Raw genomic sequence first — 15,703 nt, forward strand, 5'->3', positions numbered from 1 at the left:
ATATGACCTTACAATTGATCGAGCGCCTGACCGGGAATCAGCGCTTCGGAAAGCTCGTTATCCTGCACCATCACCAACCGACGCTGCCGGTAGGCTGCGGACTCGGCGGTGCGCTGCGCGCGACGTAGCAAATAACCCACCCAACGGTTTCCGCCTCCGTGGTTCGCGAGCAAGTTTCGCGCGATTCCCCGACTGGGTTTACTCAAGAAACGTTCGGCCAAATCGTCTTCCAAGGACGCGAACGTCCGCGTCGAACCCGAATCGCCTTGGCGACCCGCGCGCCCTTCCAACTGGCGATCGATGCGCGCGGATTCATGAAGCTCCGTCAAAATGACATGAAGACCGCCTTTCGCAGCCACCCCTGCTCCAAGCCGGATATCCGTGCCGCGTCCCGCCATATTCGTCGCCACCGTGATGGCTTGAGTATCGCCTGCGAGGTTAACGATCGCCGCCTCCTGGTCGTGGCGCACAGCGTTGAGCAGCGTAAAACTCAACCCTCTCCCTTTCAACAAACGACCTAAATGTTCGCTCGCTGCGACGCTCCGCGTGCCGATCAACACCGGGCGACCCAAGTCATGCAGTGAAGCGATTTCCTTCACCACGGCCTGCCACTTTTCATCCGCCGTCGCAAAATATCGCGTCGGCCACTGTTGGCGGACATTTGGCCGGTGCGGGGGCACCTTCACGAAGGGCAGTTCGTAGATGCGCCAGAATTCCGGCGCCGCCTCCGCCGCGGTTCCGGTGATGCCGCTCAATCGCCGGAAGAGCCGGAAAAAGCGCTGAAAACTCAACCGGGCCAGTGACTCGTTTGGCTGCGTGATCGAGACGCCCTCTTTTGCCTCCACTGCTTGGTGCAGGCCCAATCGCCATGAACGACCGGGCATCAATCGGCCCGTTGATTCATCCACGATCACCACCTGTCCGTCGACGATCACGTATTGTTTATCGCGCAGGAAAAAATGCCGCGCTTGCAGTGCTTGCGTGACCAAACCGCTCACCCACGAAGGTTGGTTAAAAATCGATCCGGGATGACCGGCGCACCATTCTTCGACGCGCGTCAGACCGGCTTCGTTCAACTTCACTTCTTTGTGCCGGAGATTCAGGGCGTAGTGTTCCTCGGGCAACATGCTCGCCGCGAGTGCGTCTGCCTGACGGCATAATTCCACGAGCGCTTCGTTCGGCTGCGGCCGACTGATGATGAGCGGCGTGACGGCCTCATCGATCAACTGATTATCCGCCTCATCGACAATCGCGGTGTGGATTCCGCGCAACACGATCTGCTCCTCACTTGCGCGCGCCCGCACAAGTTTCGCCACCATGCGTCGTCCCGGATCCGCCAGCGTTCCGAGCACCAAGCGGTCGCGCAAAAAATCCGCGACCAACTCCTTGCTGGTGGTATAGACCACGTGGGCACGATACGCCACGCGCCGGGCCGGAGCTTCCATCGGCCCAGTGACCGCCGACGCCGTCAGCCCGCACTCCTCATAGAATCGCCGTAACGCATCCGCATCGCGTTCGGCTAGATAATCGTTGGCGGTGATCACGTGCACCGGCCGCGACTGCCAGCCCGCCACCGCTGCCGCCAGCGCAATGGTCAGGGTCTTGCCTTCGCCTGTGGCCATTTCCACCAGTCGGCCCTCTGCCAGACCCAGCGCGCCCATCAGTTGCACAGGATACGCGCGCAATCCGAGCGAACGATAGGCCAGTTCCACGACAACCGGCAGCGCCTCGGCAAATCGTTGCTTCCACGCTTTGCCGGCTCGGCGCACTCCTTCACGACACCGGCGCATTTCTACTTTCAACTCCGCACTCGTAAGACTCGCCAGTTCCCCGGCGCGGGCGTGCAACTCGATGGCTTGTGCGCGCAGCTCTTCGGAATGTTTCAGCCGGCTGCGCCACGCGCCGTGGGCCCGATGCACCACTGCATCGAGACCGGACGGAAGTTTTTCCGGTTGCGCTAACTCCGTGCGGCGCACGTCCGTGAGGGGTGCAGGCATGGCGATCAGAGTTGATAACGCTGCTGCAGCATCTGTCGGAATTGTCGCGACCACTGCACCAACAATGGACTCCACGGCAGATCAAAACGCATCACGCCGATACGCCCCTGCCAGAGCACGCCCGAGTGACCCTGCACCGATCCCGCGCCCGCGATTCGACCCACCACGAGGAAAAACGGTTCCGCTGCGCGCACTCCATGCGTGTCATCGGCAGCCACTCGCACGGGGCCGCCGGCGTTCCAGCCGAGGGCGGGACTCGGAAGAATTTCCTGCCGTCCCGGCACCACGCGCCACTCGCGCACCGCTTGCACGTCGCCGGAAACGCCCGGGAAACGCACTTCCGCTCCGTCTTTGGCGGCGCCAAACAACGCGCTCGCATCCTCCTGCGAAACGATCGCGAAAAATTCCCAATCCGGCCCGCGCCCGACGATCTCGCCCACCCGCACGCCGCGATTCAACCAGAGCCCACTCCAATCATCAGAGGTCGGTGCCACCCATTCGCCCGTCACCGGAGCGCGCATTTCCAGCTGCGTGCGATCCGCTTCCAACTGAGACACGCGTTGTTCGGAGGCTTCGCGGCGCACGCGCATCGGCTCAATCCCACCCGCGAAATCAGACAGCATCTGGCGCTCGCGCACCCGGGTTTCCTCCAGATCGCTGCGCGCCGCCGCGAGCGCAAATTCCAGTTCAGGACTTTCCATGCGGATAAGCTCCTGCCCGCTTTGGACAGGCGATCCACTCGTCATGCCCGTGCGCAACACCCAACCCGGAACTTGCGTGTAGACTTCAAACGATCCAGCCGCGCGGGCCACGCCCGGAGCGCGGAAATGATGCGGCAGCGGCACCACGCCCAGAAAGATTAAGAGCAGAGCCAGGCCACCCGCCGAAACCCACCACGCGCGACGACGCTCACGCTCGATCCGCGGCTCGCGCACCAGATAACGCACCGCCTTCACGGCCGGAATGATAAACGCGCCGACAAAAGTCAGGATACCCGCCAGCAAACCGATGCCGAAGTAACGATCCGCCACAAGCAGGATAATCGTCACCGTCACGATCATGCGATACACCCAACTCGCCCCGCCGAAAATGGTTAGCCAGACCGCTTCGTTTTTCGAGCGGGCCGGGCTTTCGAGCACGTCCACGCCGACAGCGTGTTTTTCAAACAGGTAGAGCCACTGCCGCATCGATCGCGCCTGCAGGTTCGGCGAGTCCGTGAGATCCGACAAAATATAATAACCGTCGAAACGCAGCAGCGGGTTGATGTTGAAAATAATCGTCGAGACCGACGCCACGATCATCGTGTTATACGCGAGGCTGTTCAAGGTGCCCGGACCGGTGAATGTCCACACCACGGCCGCGATACCCGCATACGCCAATTCAGGAATCATGCCGCCCAAGCCCACCACGACGCGCTTCCAGCGTTCGCGAAACGCCCACGCGGCGGTGGCGTCCACGTAGGGAATCGGCGTGAACACGAGCAAGGTGACGCCCATCGCGTGCACTTCGCCGCCAAAGGCTTTCACCGCGTAGGCATGGCCAAACTCGTGGATCAGCTTCGCAACGGTGAACGCACAGTATAATAGAAGCAGGTTGCCGGGCGCGAGCACCGCCTGGGATTGATCCATGGCGCGATCCCAATTGCCCAGCACCATCACCAGCCCGGTCAGCACCACCAACGCCCAGACCACTCCTGCTGCCGGGGTGGCGAGCCAGCGCAGCCACGGCCACGTGCGGTTCAACCACTGGTCGGGATCGAAGAGTCGGATGCGCAGAAAAAAGATTCCAAAAATTTGCGAGGCGAGTTCGCGGCGCGCACGCTTTTGGTGACGCTCAAAAAGTCGTTTCGTATCGGCCGCCGTATCGGAAGCCAGTAGGTTGGCTTGGTAAAGCTGCGCCAACATGCTCACCACTTCGTTCTGACTCGGCGTGGTATTGGGCGAGCGTCGCAGACATCCAAGCCAGACTTCTTCGACGGTGTTGGTGCCGTCCAGCCGCGCGATAAAATCGTGGGCCTCCGGTCGGAACCGGAAAAAAGTGTTGGTAAATCCGTCGTGGGCGACGAACCACGGCTCGCCGCGGAAACGCTGGCGGCGCAATTCCACGGACGGACGTAGACGCAGGCGCTGCCCCGCTACGCGGTGCCACGACTCACTGAACATTGCGCGCGCTTCGCTCATTGCAGTGCCCTCACCACCACAGACGCAACCGCAGGAAATCGATCAAGCGATGCGTCGCGATCCAAAGAAAGCTCCGGTGCCCTGCTTCCACCTTCGCGACACCCGTCATGCCGGGCCGCAACCACTCCGCCGTGCCCGACATCTGACCGCGCAACACGAAAAAATTTCCTTCGCGATCAGGCACCGCCGACGGCTCAAGCCGATCGATGCGCACTTGAAAGTTGTCTTCCGGCCGCGTGGTGAACGCGATGTCCGCGGTTTTGCTACGACCAATAAGATCCACGTCGCGCTCCGGCACGCGCATCTCTACGTAGAGGCCTTTGAGTTGGGAAAATTTTAACAGCACGTCGCCGGCGCGCACGGGTGCGCCCAGGCGTTCGCGCAAATCGCCTTCGACCACGACGCCGTCAAACGGAGCTTTCATCACTGCACGATCGAGCCGGTAGCGAATCAGATTCACGCGCGCCTGCGCTTGAGCCTCCAACGCACGTCCCGCACGCATGTCAGAAAGTTTACGATCCGCTTCCGCTTTTTCCGCCTCGCTCGCATAGCGCTGACGTTCGGCCTGAGCCGAAGCGAGTTCGATCAGGAGATTGCTGGTGTCGAGACGCACCAACTCTTCACCCGCTTTCACCAAATCGCCGGGGCGCACTTTCACCGCACCCAAATAACCATCATACGGCGCGGGCAGATGCATCAGCTGTTCCGCGCGCACGATAAACGAACCATCCACGCGATATGGCAACGGCACGAAGACGGAGAACAGCAGAAACAAGGTCACCACAATCGCCGCCACTTTCAGCCAGGTATTTTTCGGGCCGAGAAACTGCGAGAACCACGGACGCGCCGACTCCACCCAGCGCGCGCCAAACCAGCGATCATGCGCGCGCAAATCATCGAGCCGCCGCGCCACCTGATCAGCCACGACGCGCAACGCGAGTGCGTCAAATTCCCCGAAGGCTTCGGTGCGCTCTAATGTAAGCACCCCGCGCGGCTCGCCATCGATCCGCACGGGCACCGAGAGAAGTCCCACCACGCGTTCGGTTTCAGCGTAAGCTTGGTGATCGCGCACAATGGCGTCGGAATCCGGCAACGGCGGCCAAAGAATCTCCTCATCTTGATCGCGCGCTTCTTCCATCGCGGCTTCCAGGCGCTGCACGACAGCCATGCGCTTCTCGAAATTATCCGTGCCGCTCACCGCTTGAACGCGAAGATACGAGCCCACGCGCCAGCTGAGCGAAACGCGCGTGCAGCGGTGCCGCACCGCGAGCTCGTTCACCAACGCCATCGCCACGCCAAGGAAACGCGTGTGCACATTGGTTGCGGCAAGCACTTCGAGCGCCTGCGAAAAATTAACGAGTTCGCGTTTCGAGCGCTCGAGCTGACGCTGCCGTTGATAAAGCAGCGGCGTGTCTGCCGCGAGTCTCAGCAAGTTTCCTGCGGTCAGCAGCGCTTCGCGCGTGCCCGGCACCAGGGTCGCCGCAAAAAGGCATTCATCTTTTTCTTCGCCCGTGGACAAAGCGAGCAACAGCAGTCCAGGCAAATGAGCTGCGTTTGTCGGTGACGCCGCGAGACCCTCATTGAGCGCTTGTCCCGCAAGCGCTTCGAAAGCGGCGCCAGTCATGGGCACCGCGAATTCGCAGGGATCCGGCCACGCGGCGGCGAGGCGCCACTGCCCTTCGCTGCGCACGATCACGCGACCACCGTTGGCTCCGGCGATCTCCGAACACGTGCGCGCGAAGAGCTGCCAGAAATCTTTTACAGGTCCTTCAAACAACCGGCAGGCCTCAAGTCGGGCCACGGCTTCGCTGAGGGACGACGCCTTTAAATTGGGATTACTCATCGGAGCTCTCTAAAAAAAATCTGTGTGAAACGTGCGATTTGGAAGCGAGAGCTACGTTTATTTTTTTATGCGACGGCAAGATTTTACTCTACATCCGAAAAAAAAATTTCAAGAACAGCACCAAATTTTCGTGATGAGTGCCTTTCAATTTTTTTAAGCACGTGCTCACGCAACTCACTTTCAATTCCTCTCTAAAAATGACTCGTCTCTCTTTTGCATTAACCGGATTTTTGAGTGCGGTTTCCATGGCGCTCGCGGCCGAAACGCCCGCCGTCGCGACGCCTTCACCCGCCACTTCGCAGGTCGTCACGCTGCACGATCTTTTGGTCGCAGCCGTGAACGCCAACCTCGAACTGCAAGCGAAACGCATCGACCCAAAAATTCAGGAGTTACGCACGGAAGCCGCGCGTGGCGCCTTCGAGCCGAGTTTGGTCGGCGGTTTTTCCTACATCAAAAATGAGCGTCCGAAAACCGCACAGGAGAATTCTTCGCTCGGCGCAATTTTCGGCGGTAAGAGCGACCCGATCCTCCGCGAAAATATTGTGCGCAGCCAGGTCGGTGTAAACGGCCGCCTGCCCACCGGCACCGTCTACGAATTACTCACGGGGTCCGATCGTCTGCGCAACAGTTACAATAACTTCCAAACGGAATACGTCGCGACTTCCACGTTCACGCTCACGCAACCGTTGCTGAAAGATTTCGGACCGACCTCCAACCTCGCGGAGATTCGGTTGCTGAAATTCTCAACGACCGCCGCGCGCTACGAACTGCAAACCGTGGCGCTGCGCATCATGCGTGATGTCGCCAACGCCTACTACGAACTCGCTTTTGCGCAGCAGAACGTGACGGTGAAAAATGAAGCGGTGAAAGTCGCCAACGATCTTGTGCGCGAAAATCAGCGTCGCGTCGACGAAGGCCGTATGGCGCCAATCGATGTCACGCAGGCTCAGAGCCGTTCCTCGGAAGCGCGCGAAGAACTGCTCATCGCCCGGAATTTTCTCGCGCAACGCCGCAACGTGCTGCGCGAACTCACGCGCGATAATTTCGATCTCGATGACACCAATGAATTCATCGTCGACACCTCTTTCGCGACGACCGAGGTGCCGGCGATCTCCCGCGATCAAGCCCTCGGCGAATTGTTTAACCACAATCCATCCTATCTCGCGAGTCGCGAGGTCACGAAGGCCGAGGACGTGCGTATCGCTTACGCCGAGAATCAGCGCTGGCCTCGCGTGGATCTGAAAGCTTCGATCGGTTACAACGGTCTCAATCGCACGATTGAAATGTCTTACAAAAACTACTGGGAACGCAGTGATCCTTCTTGGAGCGCGGGCGTGGTGGTAAACATTCCCGTCTTCAACAAAACCGGTCGCAGTCGCGTGCTTGAAGCCAAGCAACGCAAAACCCAGGCGCTGCTCGAACTTAAACGCACGGAAGTCACCCTCCTCTCCGCTTTCGACAACGCCATGCGCGACATCACCAATGCCGCGGAACGCGTCACGCTCGTCAAAGACACGGTGCGCCTCGCCCAATCCACACTCGACGTCGAACTTCGCCGTCTCAGCGCGGGCCAGACCACCAGCTTCAACGTCGCGCAAGCGCAACGTGACCTCAGCCAGGCCCGTTCACGCGAACTCGCCACCTACGTCGACCTGAACAAAGCGATCACTCAGCTTTATTTTGTGCTGGGCACCTTGGACTCAAATCTTCGCGTCTCCCTCGCCGTCAATTAACCGCCGCCGTCCTTTTCCATGAATGTATCGACTGTCACCCGTCTCAAATTTTTCGCATTCGTCGTCGGATGTCTGACTAACCTCGTGCAAGCCCACGCCGCCGACGCGCTGCGCTTCGATGGCCTGGTGTTACCGTTCAAAGAAGTTGTCATTTCGTCGCCGGTGCAAAGCAGCATTCAGTCCATTCATTTCAAAGAAGGCGACACGGTGAAGGCGGGTGACGTGCTGGCGAAACTTTACGGACGCATCGAGGAACTCGACATGCAGCGCACGAAAGCGGCGCTGGAAAAACGCGAATTCGATTTCAAGGGCTCGAAAAATCTCTACGCCGACAAAATCATTTCCGAAGATGAAGCGTTGAAGAATCGGATCGAACTCGACCTCGCCCGCTTGCAGGCGGAACAGGCGACCGAACTTTTCAACCAGCGCACCCTGGTTGCCCCAATCAACGGCTTATTGGTCGAGCGGATGCGGGAGGTCGGCGAAAGCGTGACTGCCACCCAACCGATGTTTCGCATCGTCGACATCGATCAAGTGTATGTTCAGTTCTACCTTCACTCAGAACAGCTCGGCCGACTTCAGGTTGGCGACAATGTGAAAATTCGCTGCTCGGTTGCGATCACCGACGGCACGACGGGAAATTTCGCCGGTAAAGTTGATTTCATCGATCCCCGCGTCGATGCCGCCAGCGGTTTGCTGCGGGTGAAAGTTCTCGTGCCTAATCCGAAGCGCGTCATCAAGCCGGGCCTGCGCGCAGATGTGATCATCGAGTAATCTCGCTGCTCGAAGGCGCGCAGGGCCGTGAGTTCGCGCCGCAGAGTTTTAGGTTTGTCGCGAAAAAAAATCAGTTCCGGCGCGGCACTGCTTTTAAGCAGGTTTCAAGTTCAGCGAACCGGACCGGCTTCGTGAGAAAATCGTTCATGCCATTTTGCAGGCACGTCTCACGGTCACTTTCCAGCGAATTGGCGGTGAGCGCCACAATCCACGGTTGCTTGTCCGCCGGGAGGATTTCGCGAATGCGCCCCGTGGCCTCGTAGCCGTTCATTTCGGGCATCTGGATGTCCATAAAAACGACCTCGTAATTTCCCGTCCGGGCGGCTTCGACCGCCTGCAAACCCGTGGAAACGATTTTCAGGGAATAACCAAACCTTTCGAACACGCGTTTGGCCACGAGTTGATTCACCGTGTTATCATCCGCCAGCAGGATTCGGAATGGCAGCGTGGCCGCGAGTTTGTCCGTGGGCGCGGGCAACGGCGAAGCGGTGGCGACTTTTTCCTGCTGATCGCCGCCGAATACTATCAGGCAGCCGATGAATTGAACCAACGCTTCGGCGACACGAAGCCCAAGATTGATGCGAAATCGCTCATGGCTTTCACCCTCTCCCGCTACGACGCGAAAGACGTCAGCGACCAGTTCGACCTCGCATTGCGCGTGGTTACCGCTGCACCGCCTCCGCTCAACCCGGTTCTGAATTAAGGCGCTATCGCCAGGTGCTCCCCGTCCGGCCCGCACCAATTTAAGAGGCCGGCATGTCCAAACCAAAGCCCTCATGCGCTCGAATAAATCCAACCCTGAAAAGAAACCTGAAACTCCGGCCGCGAAAACGCCGGCCCCGTCAACGCAGCCCGCCGGCGAAGGCCAAGCCGCTGGCAACGCTCCTGAATCTACCCCAGGAAATCGCACCAGCCGAAAAGTCGAGGAACGTCTAAATCCCTATATCGCGGCGCATCCCAAAGATCTCGCCTACTACACGAAACTGATCGCAGAAAATCCCGAGCGCGCCGCCCGGACGCTCATGTTGCGGGATCTGGAAGCGTTCGAGGGGACGATGAAGCGGATCGAGCGCCAAATGCCCTACATGCAAGCGTTTTTCGACCAGCAGTCGCCGGAAGTTAAGAAGCGCATCGAAGCGGCTGACCGGAAGCGGCGCTGCCAGTTCGGCGACAGTGGCGAGCGCCCGTTTGCGCTGCTCGATATCCAGCTGCGGGAATTCTCCCGTGCTGCCTAATGCGAGGACGCCGTAGACACCCTTGCTCTTGAGAAATGATAGGTGTCGTGACAATTCAGCGACTAGCAGATTACCGGATGCATCTGTCGGCAGCCAGAGCGCAGCGAGGATGCCTTTACGAGGGACTGAAGCGGACATATTTTTTCGAAAAATTTATAAGACTGAAGAAAACCAACATTGGTGCAGTGAGTGAATCGCTTCCTTGGAAATCCTCGGACGCGTTAACGCAGATCCGACCGGCCTCGGATACTATTCGTTCCGAGAGGCTGGGCTGGTGTGAAAACTCGCAGCGGCGGCGATTCGTGGCGAAGTTGTGCGCGCAGTCTCACGAGTTCGAAAAAACACAAAGGCCGCCTCACCCCTGAGACGGCCTTTTACCTAACACCAAGCAAACTTTACACGTCGAGAAAGACCGAGGTAGGGCATCTTCGTTCAAACGAAGACTCACGTTTACACAACTGTAACAAAGATGCGTGCGATCGATGTGACATTCAGGCGACACCGTGCTGGGTCGCTTGCGGGAAATTGCGGGCAGATTTTCATCGGAGCATGTCCGCGACTCTAATTAAGACTCGAAACCTCCTCGCTCCGAAACGCTCGCTCCGACGACAAGTAGCGGACTGGGCCCATCTCCACCGTCTCCCAGATGCGCGACAGGTTGGTCAAGTAATGGGACTTCTCCAAGAGGTCGGTCACCGGGCCGACGATGTGGTGCTGCCCCGATTTCTTGCTCACGACGGAGAAGCTCACACTTTAAAACATGGTTAGCTCCGGCATTTTGAGATCAAGGAGGAGCACATGCGGAAGCGGATATCTGCTGCGATCCGAAAATTCAGCCACCTACCGTCGTCCCACCCATGACTGGTAGCACGATTCCGGTATTGTCGACGTTCAAGAGTCATTCGACATTCCGCCCGCAGTGGTGGCACGGATTCGAAAATGCTCCCATCTGTTCAAGCGCAGAATTTTCACCGTGTTCGTCAATCCACCCGATTCCCTATTTAGAAAGCGTTTGGGCCAAAAATGCTGCGCACCCGGATCGGATGATTTGCGTTTACTGATTTAGCCGTTACCAGATGACATCGTGATCGAAAAGACCGGCTATGGTCTCAAGGAAAAAGACGTCCGAAAGATTAAAGCGAGTGGAGTGAAGGAAGTCACCGTGTGCGGAGTGGATACGGATGCTTGCGCGAAGGGAGTGATGTTCTCCTTGTTCGATCACAACATACCTCCTCGCCTTAAAGAAAACCTTAGTTGGAGCTTGGTACGCCTACCGGCGTCGAAAATAAAATTTTTTGTTCGAATTGCGGTGTGGAATTAACGACCGAATTTCCAGTGCGGATCGCTTCGAAATTCCTTCTGCAATGAAAGAAAATGAATAGGATTTGGCGCGATTGGCTGACGCATCTTCCATCTCCCTTTCTCCTCTCTTTTACGCGGACGATTCCGAAGCGGACTATTTTTTATTTGAGCGCGCACTCGCTCGCGCAGGGGTGAATTGGCCAGTGATTCGGGCTAACAACGGTTGGGAAGCTATCACCCATCTCAACGAACAACTCCTGAACGTGACTGCCGTGAAGCCAGGCCTAATCCTGCTCGATAAAAAAATGCCACAGGCCGACGGCATTGACGTGCTCAAGTGGGTCCGCGAACGGCCTGCGTTTGATGCAACGCCGGTGGTGATGTATTCGACTTCGGATTTAGTGACCGACGTCGCACTGGCGAGGGAGCACGGGGCGGATGCTTATCTTGTAAAGCTAGCCAGCACCAATGACCAACTTAAGCAGGTTCACGACTTGTTGCACTTAATGAAGACAGGGCGTCACGGAAAGTGGGTGGTGCTCCATGGTGGAGTCGGGTAACTTACCGCTTCGGGACTAGCGAACCACTGGCAGGTAATTCATCGGGGTCGGACGTCACAATTGCATCCACGGAGATTTTTTGCAGGCACATGCATTAATCCTCCAAATGCCGAGCGCATCTGTTCTCTTCAATTTCACCGCGGCGGATGACTGGCTTCGATGTAAGCGCACACATCAACTTCCAAATTTCGAATGGGGCAGTAACGCGCCCTGCGAAAGCAGCTTCTCGCGGATTTTGTCAAACGGTACGGAGGCGGGCGACGTGCCTGCCCTTACGGCTTCGGCTGCGGCCACGCCCCCCCCCTGACCAATCGCCATGCTGATCGGAGTGACGCGAAAGGCCGCTGCAGCTTCATGGGTCGCGCTTATGCAACGGCCCACGATGATCAGATTCTCAACACCTGGAGGGAGCAGGGCCCCTAACGGAATCTGGTATTTCGAGTGTGGTTTTAAATGTTTCGTAACCGTCGCTGCATTGCTCGGTGCATGCACGTCGATTGGGTAGCCGCCCAAAGCGATACAGTCATCAAAGTGTCGCGCCGATAAAATGTCGTCAGCCGTGATCGTATATCGCCCGTGAATGTGCCGGCTTTCACGTACACCTACTTTCGCCGCCGTATCCATGCGGATGGCGTTTTTGAAACCGACCGCGTGTCCGCGTAAAAAGTTAAAAATTTGAACGCACTGCCTCCGTCCGATTGATTCCGCATGGCTGAGTTCGAAAGGGTTCGTGGGATCGAGGCCGGTGATGCGCGAGGTGTTGACGATCACGACTCCGGGCGTCGGTGTTTCGAAAAACAACACTTGGTCACGGGGAATATCAACCTCGCCGCGCTGCCGGGCCGCCGACCATTCCTTTAGGAATCCGGCTAAACTTAATCGCGGGGAACTCCGGATACGACGCAACGCTTCCTCCTGTCCGACCGGGTGAAACAAAAAGTCCTCCGGATGCTCCATGGCGTATTGCCTGATTGCGGCAATGTCCACATTACCGAGCTTCAAGTTCATCGTCATGGGCTGCATCGCCCCGTCGCCCTCCCTACCAACTTCAAAAGCCACGCCCACGCGGGCAGCGACATCCCCATCGCCCGTGGCATCGATGAACATCTTCGCCTGAAGCCGAAGAAGTCCGCTCTTGTTGCACACGGTCACAGAATCGATGCGATCCCCCCTCTTCTCCACCGCAGCCAGCTGTGTGTGATAGAGAAATTCACCACCTTCTTCTATGAGCATCGTCTCCAGCTCAATTTTCAACTCCTCAGCTTCGAAGGGCGTAACGGTACTGCAGTAGGTCGTGGTGTCGGGTATATGTCCGAGACTCGCGCCCCGAGCCTTAAGCCGTTCAATCATTTCGTCAGGAATACCGCGCACCACCTGCTCGCCCGCAGGGTTGTGGAAACTCATCATTGGGCCGACGCCCATTGCCGTGAGGGAGCCGCCCAGAAATCCCTGCTCTTCCACGACCAACACTTTGGCACCAGCGCGACTCGCCGCAATCGCCGCGATACTACCGGAGACGCCTCCGCCGATAACGATCAGGTCATAGTTTCCGTTCGGTAAAGTCTCAATGATCATGGCGTATTTTTAAAAAAAATGATGTCGAAAATCATAATCAATCGCGCCGACAGCAAAGCAGCTCGGTTACCTGTATTCGCGAAGAGTTACACGATTTTACTATTTTCACGGCACGGTCGGCCTAATCCAACCCAGCGACTCGAAGAACGACGCGGTCTTGGAATCAACATCACGAGAAATCTCGTTTTCTCCCGAACGGTAGGCCCAAAGCTGGTGCCCTGCCTCAGGATAAACAAACAACTGGCAGGTGCCGCCAGCCGCCAGAATTCGATTCCTGAAAAGTTCCGCTTTTTCAACCGGCAGCACCGGGTCCTTCGAACCCACGAAGAGCGCCACGGGAGGTGCGGGTTTAGAAACATGATGCAACGGAGAAAATTCCAACGCGCGTTCGCCAAACTGATCTGCACCGAAACCATCTGGACTCGTATCCAGCGCCGCGGAGATCAGAACCATCGCATCAGGCCGACTCGAATCTGCCGGTTCATTCAGATCTTCGGGAACAATCACGAACGCGAGCACTGCCGCCAGATGCGCTCCCGCTGAAGAACCCGCCGCAGCGATGCGATGGGGATCACAACCCAACTCAAGGGCATGCGCTCGAATCCACCGCATCGCCGCCTTCGCATCAGCCACGCTGGCGATCGGCGTCGTCTGGCTCGTCGCATGAATGCGATAGTCGACCGCGATCGCGACCATGCCTCGCGCCGCCAAGCGCGCGCATTCGCGGTAAAATTGAATCGGTGTCCCGAAACGCCAGCCGCCGCCAAAAAAATAAACTACTGCCGGTGCCGGCTTCACAGTCGCCGAATCGGGCTGAAATACATGCAAAGCGAGTTCGCGGCCCTCGACCCGCCTGTAGACGAATCGATTCGGCTCGGGAATTTTGTTGGGAGGCGCGGGCAGCACTTTTCTCAACACTTCGAACCATCGATTCGCAATCTTCTGCGCTCCCTGAGGATTAGGATGCACGCGATCCTCGATCGTGTCGTCGCGCCAATCAAAGCCGGTCGCTTGATCCACCAAAACTACGGGACGAACACCTTGTTCCGCCTGCAGTAGGCGATCTTTCTCCGCAAATTCCGCGAGCGACTCATTCAACGAGGGAATGTAACTATACTTCGGCAGCTTCCCGCTGGTGATTGGCTGGGCGATCAAGATGACGACCCGCGGATTGATTCGGCGGACCGCCGCAACGATGTCCCGCGTCGCTTCCATGATGGACGCCACCGGATCTGTCTCCTCGCTGGAGTGATTGTGCCCCGCGTGGAGCAACACGACATCGGCTGGGTTTGCCGTGTAAAGTTCCGCGATGCGTTCATTCAAAAACTCTGCTGACTTTCCGCTGTGGCCTTCGTGTTTCAGCGCACCGATCCGTTCGTCAGATGAGCGGGACCCCACAAACTCCACCACATAGCCGTGCCCAAACAAGAGTTCCCACAAGCGCATTCGGTAACTAGAAAAATTCTCGCCTCCTTCCGTAATTGAATCCCCCAGCGCCATGATCGTTAACGGTTTTCCCGCTGCGACCGACGCCGCCGCGAACAGACAAATCGCGGCCAAAAATCCCCTCCCGCGGTGAAAACGCGATCGACTCATGATTGAAGCGTGCGCCGGTCGCTCTTTCGAGCGCTTGCTTTCATCGAGTGAAAATTGGCGATGGGCGCGAGCCGGAATGCGCGGGGCGAAACTCCATTCCGCTTGCGAAACCACGCCGAGAAATGCGGCAGCGAGGAAAATCCCAGGCCGAACGCGATCTCCTTGATCGCGGCGGACGAACTTTCCAAGGAAGCAATCGCATGCTGGTAACGACGACGCTCGAAATACCCTCGCGAACTCACCCCAAACTGCCGGTGGAAGAGCCGGTTCATCTGGCTGACACTGAAATTTGCGACCATCGCGACTTCCGCCTCGCAGATCGGTTTCGAAAGCGGCTGCCGATCCAGTCGGCGCACTGCTTGCAGCAAGCGCGGGTCGAATTTCCCCATGCGCGTGGTTTGGATTCCAAAGCGATTGAACACCGCTACCACCGCTTCGAACCATTTCGCTGAGAGCGTTTGCAAGCGGACGTGCAACGCCAGATCCGCCGGCGCTTGCATGAGATCTACAGTCGAAGTCGGAAAATTCTGTGCGACCGTTCGCATCAGCGGCATTGCAGCTTTCAGCAACTGCGGGTGTGATGTCGCGGCGAGCGCGAGTCCGAAGTCGCCTTGGTAAATATCTTCGCCAGTCGGCCACCGCGCCCTAAACCGCACCGAGAGAATGTGCGCATCTGGGGAGAATTCCTGTCGTCTTTTCCCAGGCGGAAGAAACAGCCACTCTCCAGCTCCTGCGCATAAGGTGCCGCTGCTCGATACAACTTTGACCGAACCCTTCCGCATCAACCACGCGGTGATGTCGTAGGCCATCACGTTCCCCCGACCGTTCGGATCGACCAAGCCGTCGTAGATCCAAAGCAGATGGGCATGCAAATTAGCCCACTCCGCGAGTGAAGTCTTGTGCATTCC

General features: G+C 57.9%; 11 protein-coding genes. 3 read left to right on the plus strand and 8 right to left on the minus strand.

Going from position 1 to position 15,703, the window contains the following annotated elements; genetic code table 11:
* Nucleotides 1–8: 8 nt before the first annotated feature.
* From ACRRQW_RS19505 to ACRRQW_RS19515, 3 genes are read right to left on the minus strand one after another with little or no spacing between them, the layout of a single operon-like run.
* On the minus strand, nt 9–1,997 hold the full coding sequence (locus ACRRQW_RS19505; protein WP_438483303.1) for a DEAD/DEAH box helicase: 1,989 nt from the start codon (nt 1,995–1,997) through the stop codon (nt 9–11).
* 5 nt (nt 1,998–2,002) lie between these two features.
* Nucleotides 2,003–4,177, minus strand: a complete 2,175-nt coding sequence (locus ACRRQW_RS19510) for a hypothetical protein (protein ID WP_438483304.1) — start codon at nt 4,175–4,177, stop codon at nt 2,003–2,005.
* Between the two features lie 10 nt (nt 4,178–4,187).
* A complete protein-coding gene (locus ACRRQW_RS19515; RefSeq protein WP_438483305.1) occupies nt 4,188–6,020 on the minus strand; it encodes an efflux RND transporter periplasmic adaptor subunit in 1,833 nt (610 codons plus the stop codon).
* Nucleotides 6,021–6,217: 197 nt separating this feature from the next.
* On the opposite strand from ACRRQW_RS19515, the gene ACRRQW_RS19520 reads away from it, so the two are divergent.
* Both ACRRQW_RS19520 and ACRRQW_RS19525 read left to right on the plus strand, forming a co-directional pair.
* Nucleotides 6,218–7,753: a TolC family protein gene (locus tag ACRRQW_RS19520; RefSeq protein WP_438483306.1), complete on the plus strand. Its 1,536-nt coding sequence runs from the start codon at nt 6,218–6,220 to the stop codon at nt 7,751–7,753.
* Between the two features lie 18 nt (nt 7,754–7,771).
* On the plus strand, nt 7,772–8,527 hold the full coding sequence (locus tag ACRRQW_RS19525; protein WP_438483307.1) for an efflux RND transporter periplasmic adaptor subunit: 756 nt from the start codon (nt 7,772–7,774) through the stop codon (nt 8,525–8,527).
* A gap of 70 nt (nt 8,528–8,597) precedes the next feature.
* On the opposite strand, the gene ACRRQW_RS19530 is transcribed toward ACRRQW_RS19525, so the two are convergent.
* The gene (locus tag ACRRQW_RS19530) at nt 8,598–9,077 is read right to left on the minus strand and encodes a response regulator (RefSeq protein ID WP_438483308.1); all 480 of its coding nucleotides are present in this window, start codon (nt 9,075–9,077) and stop codon (nt 8,598–8,600) included.
* A 382-nt stretch (nt 9,078–9,459) separates the two neighbouring features.
* Nucleotides 9,460–9,900 carry a dihydrodipicolinate synthase family protein gene (locus ACRRQW_RS19535; protein WP_438483309.1) on the minus strand — a complete coding sequence of 147 codons (441 nt, stop codon included), beginning with the start codon at nt 9,898–9,900 and terminating at the stop codon, nt 9,460–9,462.
* A gap of 1,256 nt (nt 9,901–11,156) precedes the next feature.
* On the opposite strand from ACRRQW_RS19535, the gene ACRRQW_RS19540 reads away from it, so the two are divergent.
* A complete protein-coding gene (locus ACRRQW_RS19540; protein ID WP_438483310.1) occupies nt 11,157–11,624 on the plus strand; it encodes a response regulator in 468 nt (155 codons plus the stop codon).
* A gap of 174 nt (nt 11,625–11,798) precedes the next feature.
* Here ACRRQW_RS19540 and ACRRQW_RS19545 read toward each other — a convergent pair whose 3' ends face one another.
* The 3 genes from ACRRQW_RS19545 to ACRRQW_RS19555 all read right to left on the minus strand — a co-directional run bounded on the left by ACRRQW_RS19545 (nt 11,799) and on the right by ACRRQW_RS19555 (nt 15,700).
* Nucleotides 11,799–13,199 carry an FAD-dependent oxidoreductase gene (locus ACRRQW_RS19545; RefSeq protein WP_438483311.1) on the minus strand — a complete coding sequence of 467 codons (1,401 nt, stop codon included), beginning with the start codon at nt 13,197–13,199 and terminating at the stop codon, nt 11,799–11,801.
* Between the two features lie 105 nt (nt 13,200–13,304).
* Nucleotides 13,305–14,795: an alpha/beta hydrolase fold domain-containing protein gene (locus ACRRQW_RS19550; protein WP_438483312.1), complete on the minus strand. Its 1,491-nt coding sequence runs from the start codon at nt 14,793–14,795 to the stop codon at nt 13,305–13,307.
* On the minus strand, nt 14,792–15,700 hold the full coding sequence (locus ACRRQW_RS19555) for a helix-turn-helix domain-containing protein (protein WP_438483313.1): 909 nt from the start codon (nt 15,698–15,700) through the stop codon (nt 14,792–14,794). The genes ACRRQW_RS19550 and ACRRQW_RS19555 overlap by 4 nt, the downstream gene beginning before the upstream one ends.
* Nucleotides 15,701–15,703: the final 3 nt, after the last annotated feature.

Source organism: Oleiharenicola lentus (assembly GCF_051660365.1).
Classification (GTDB): Bacteria; Verrucomicrobiota; Verrucomicrobiia; order Opitutales; family Opitutaceae; genus Lacunisphaera; species Lacunisphaera lenta_A.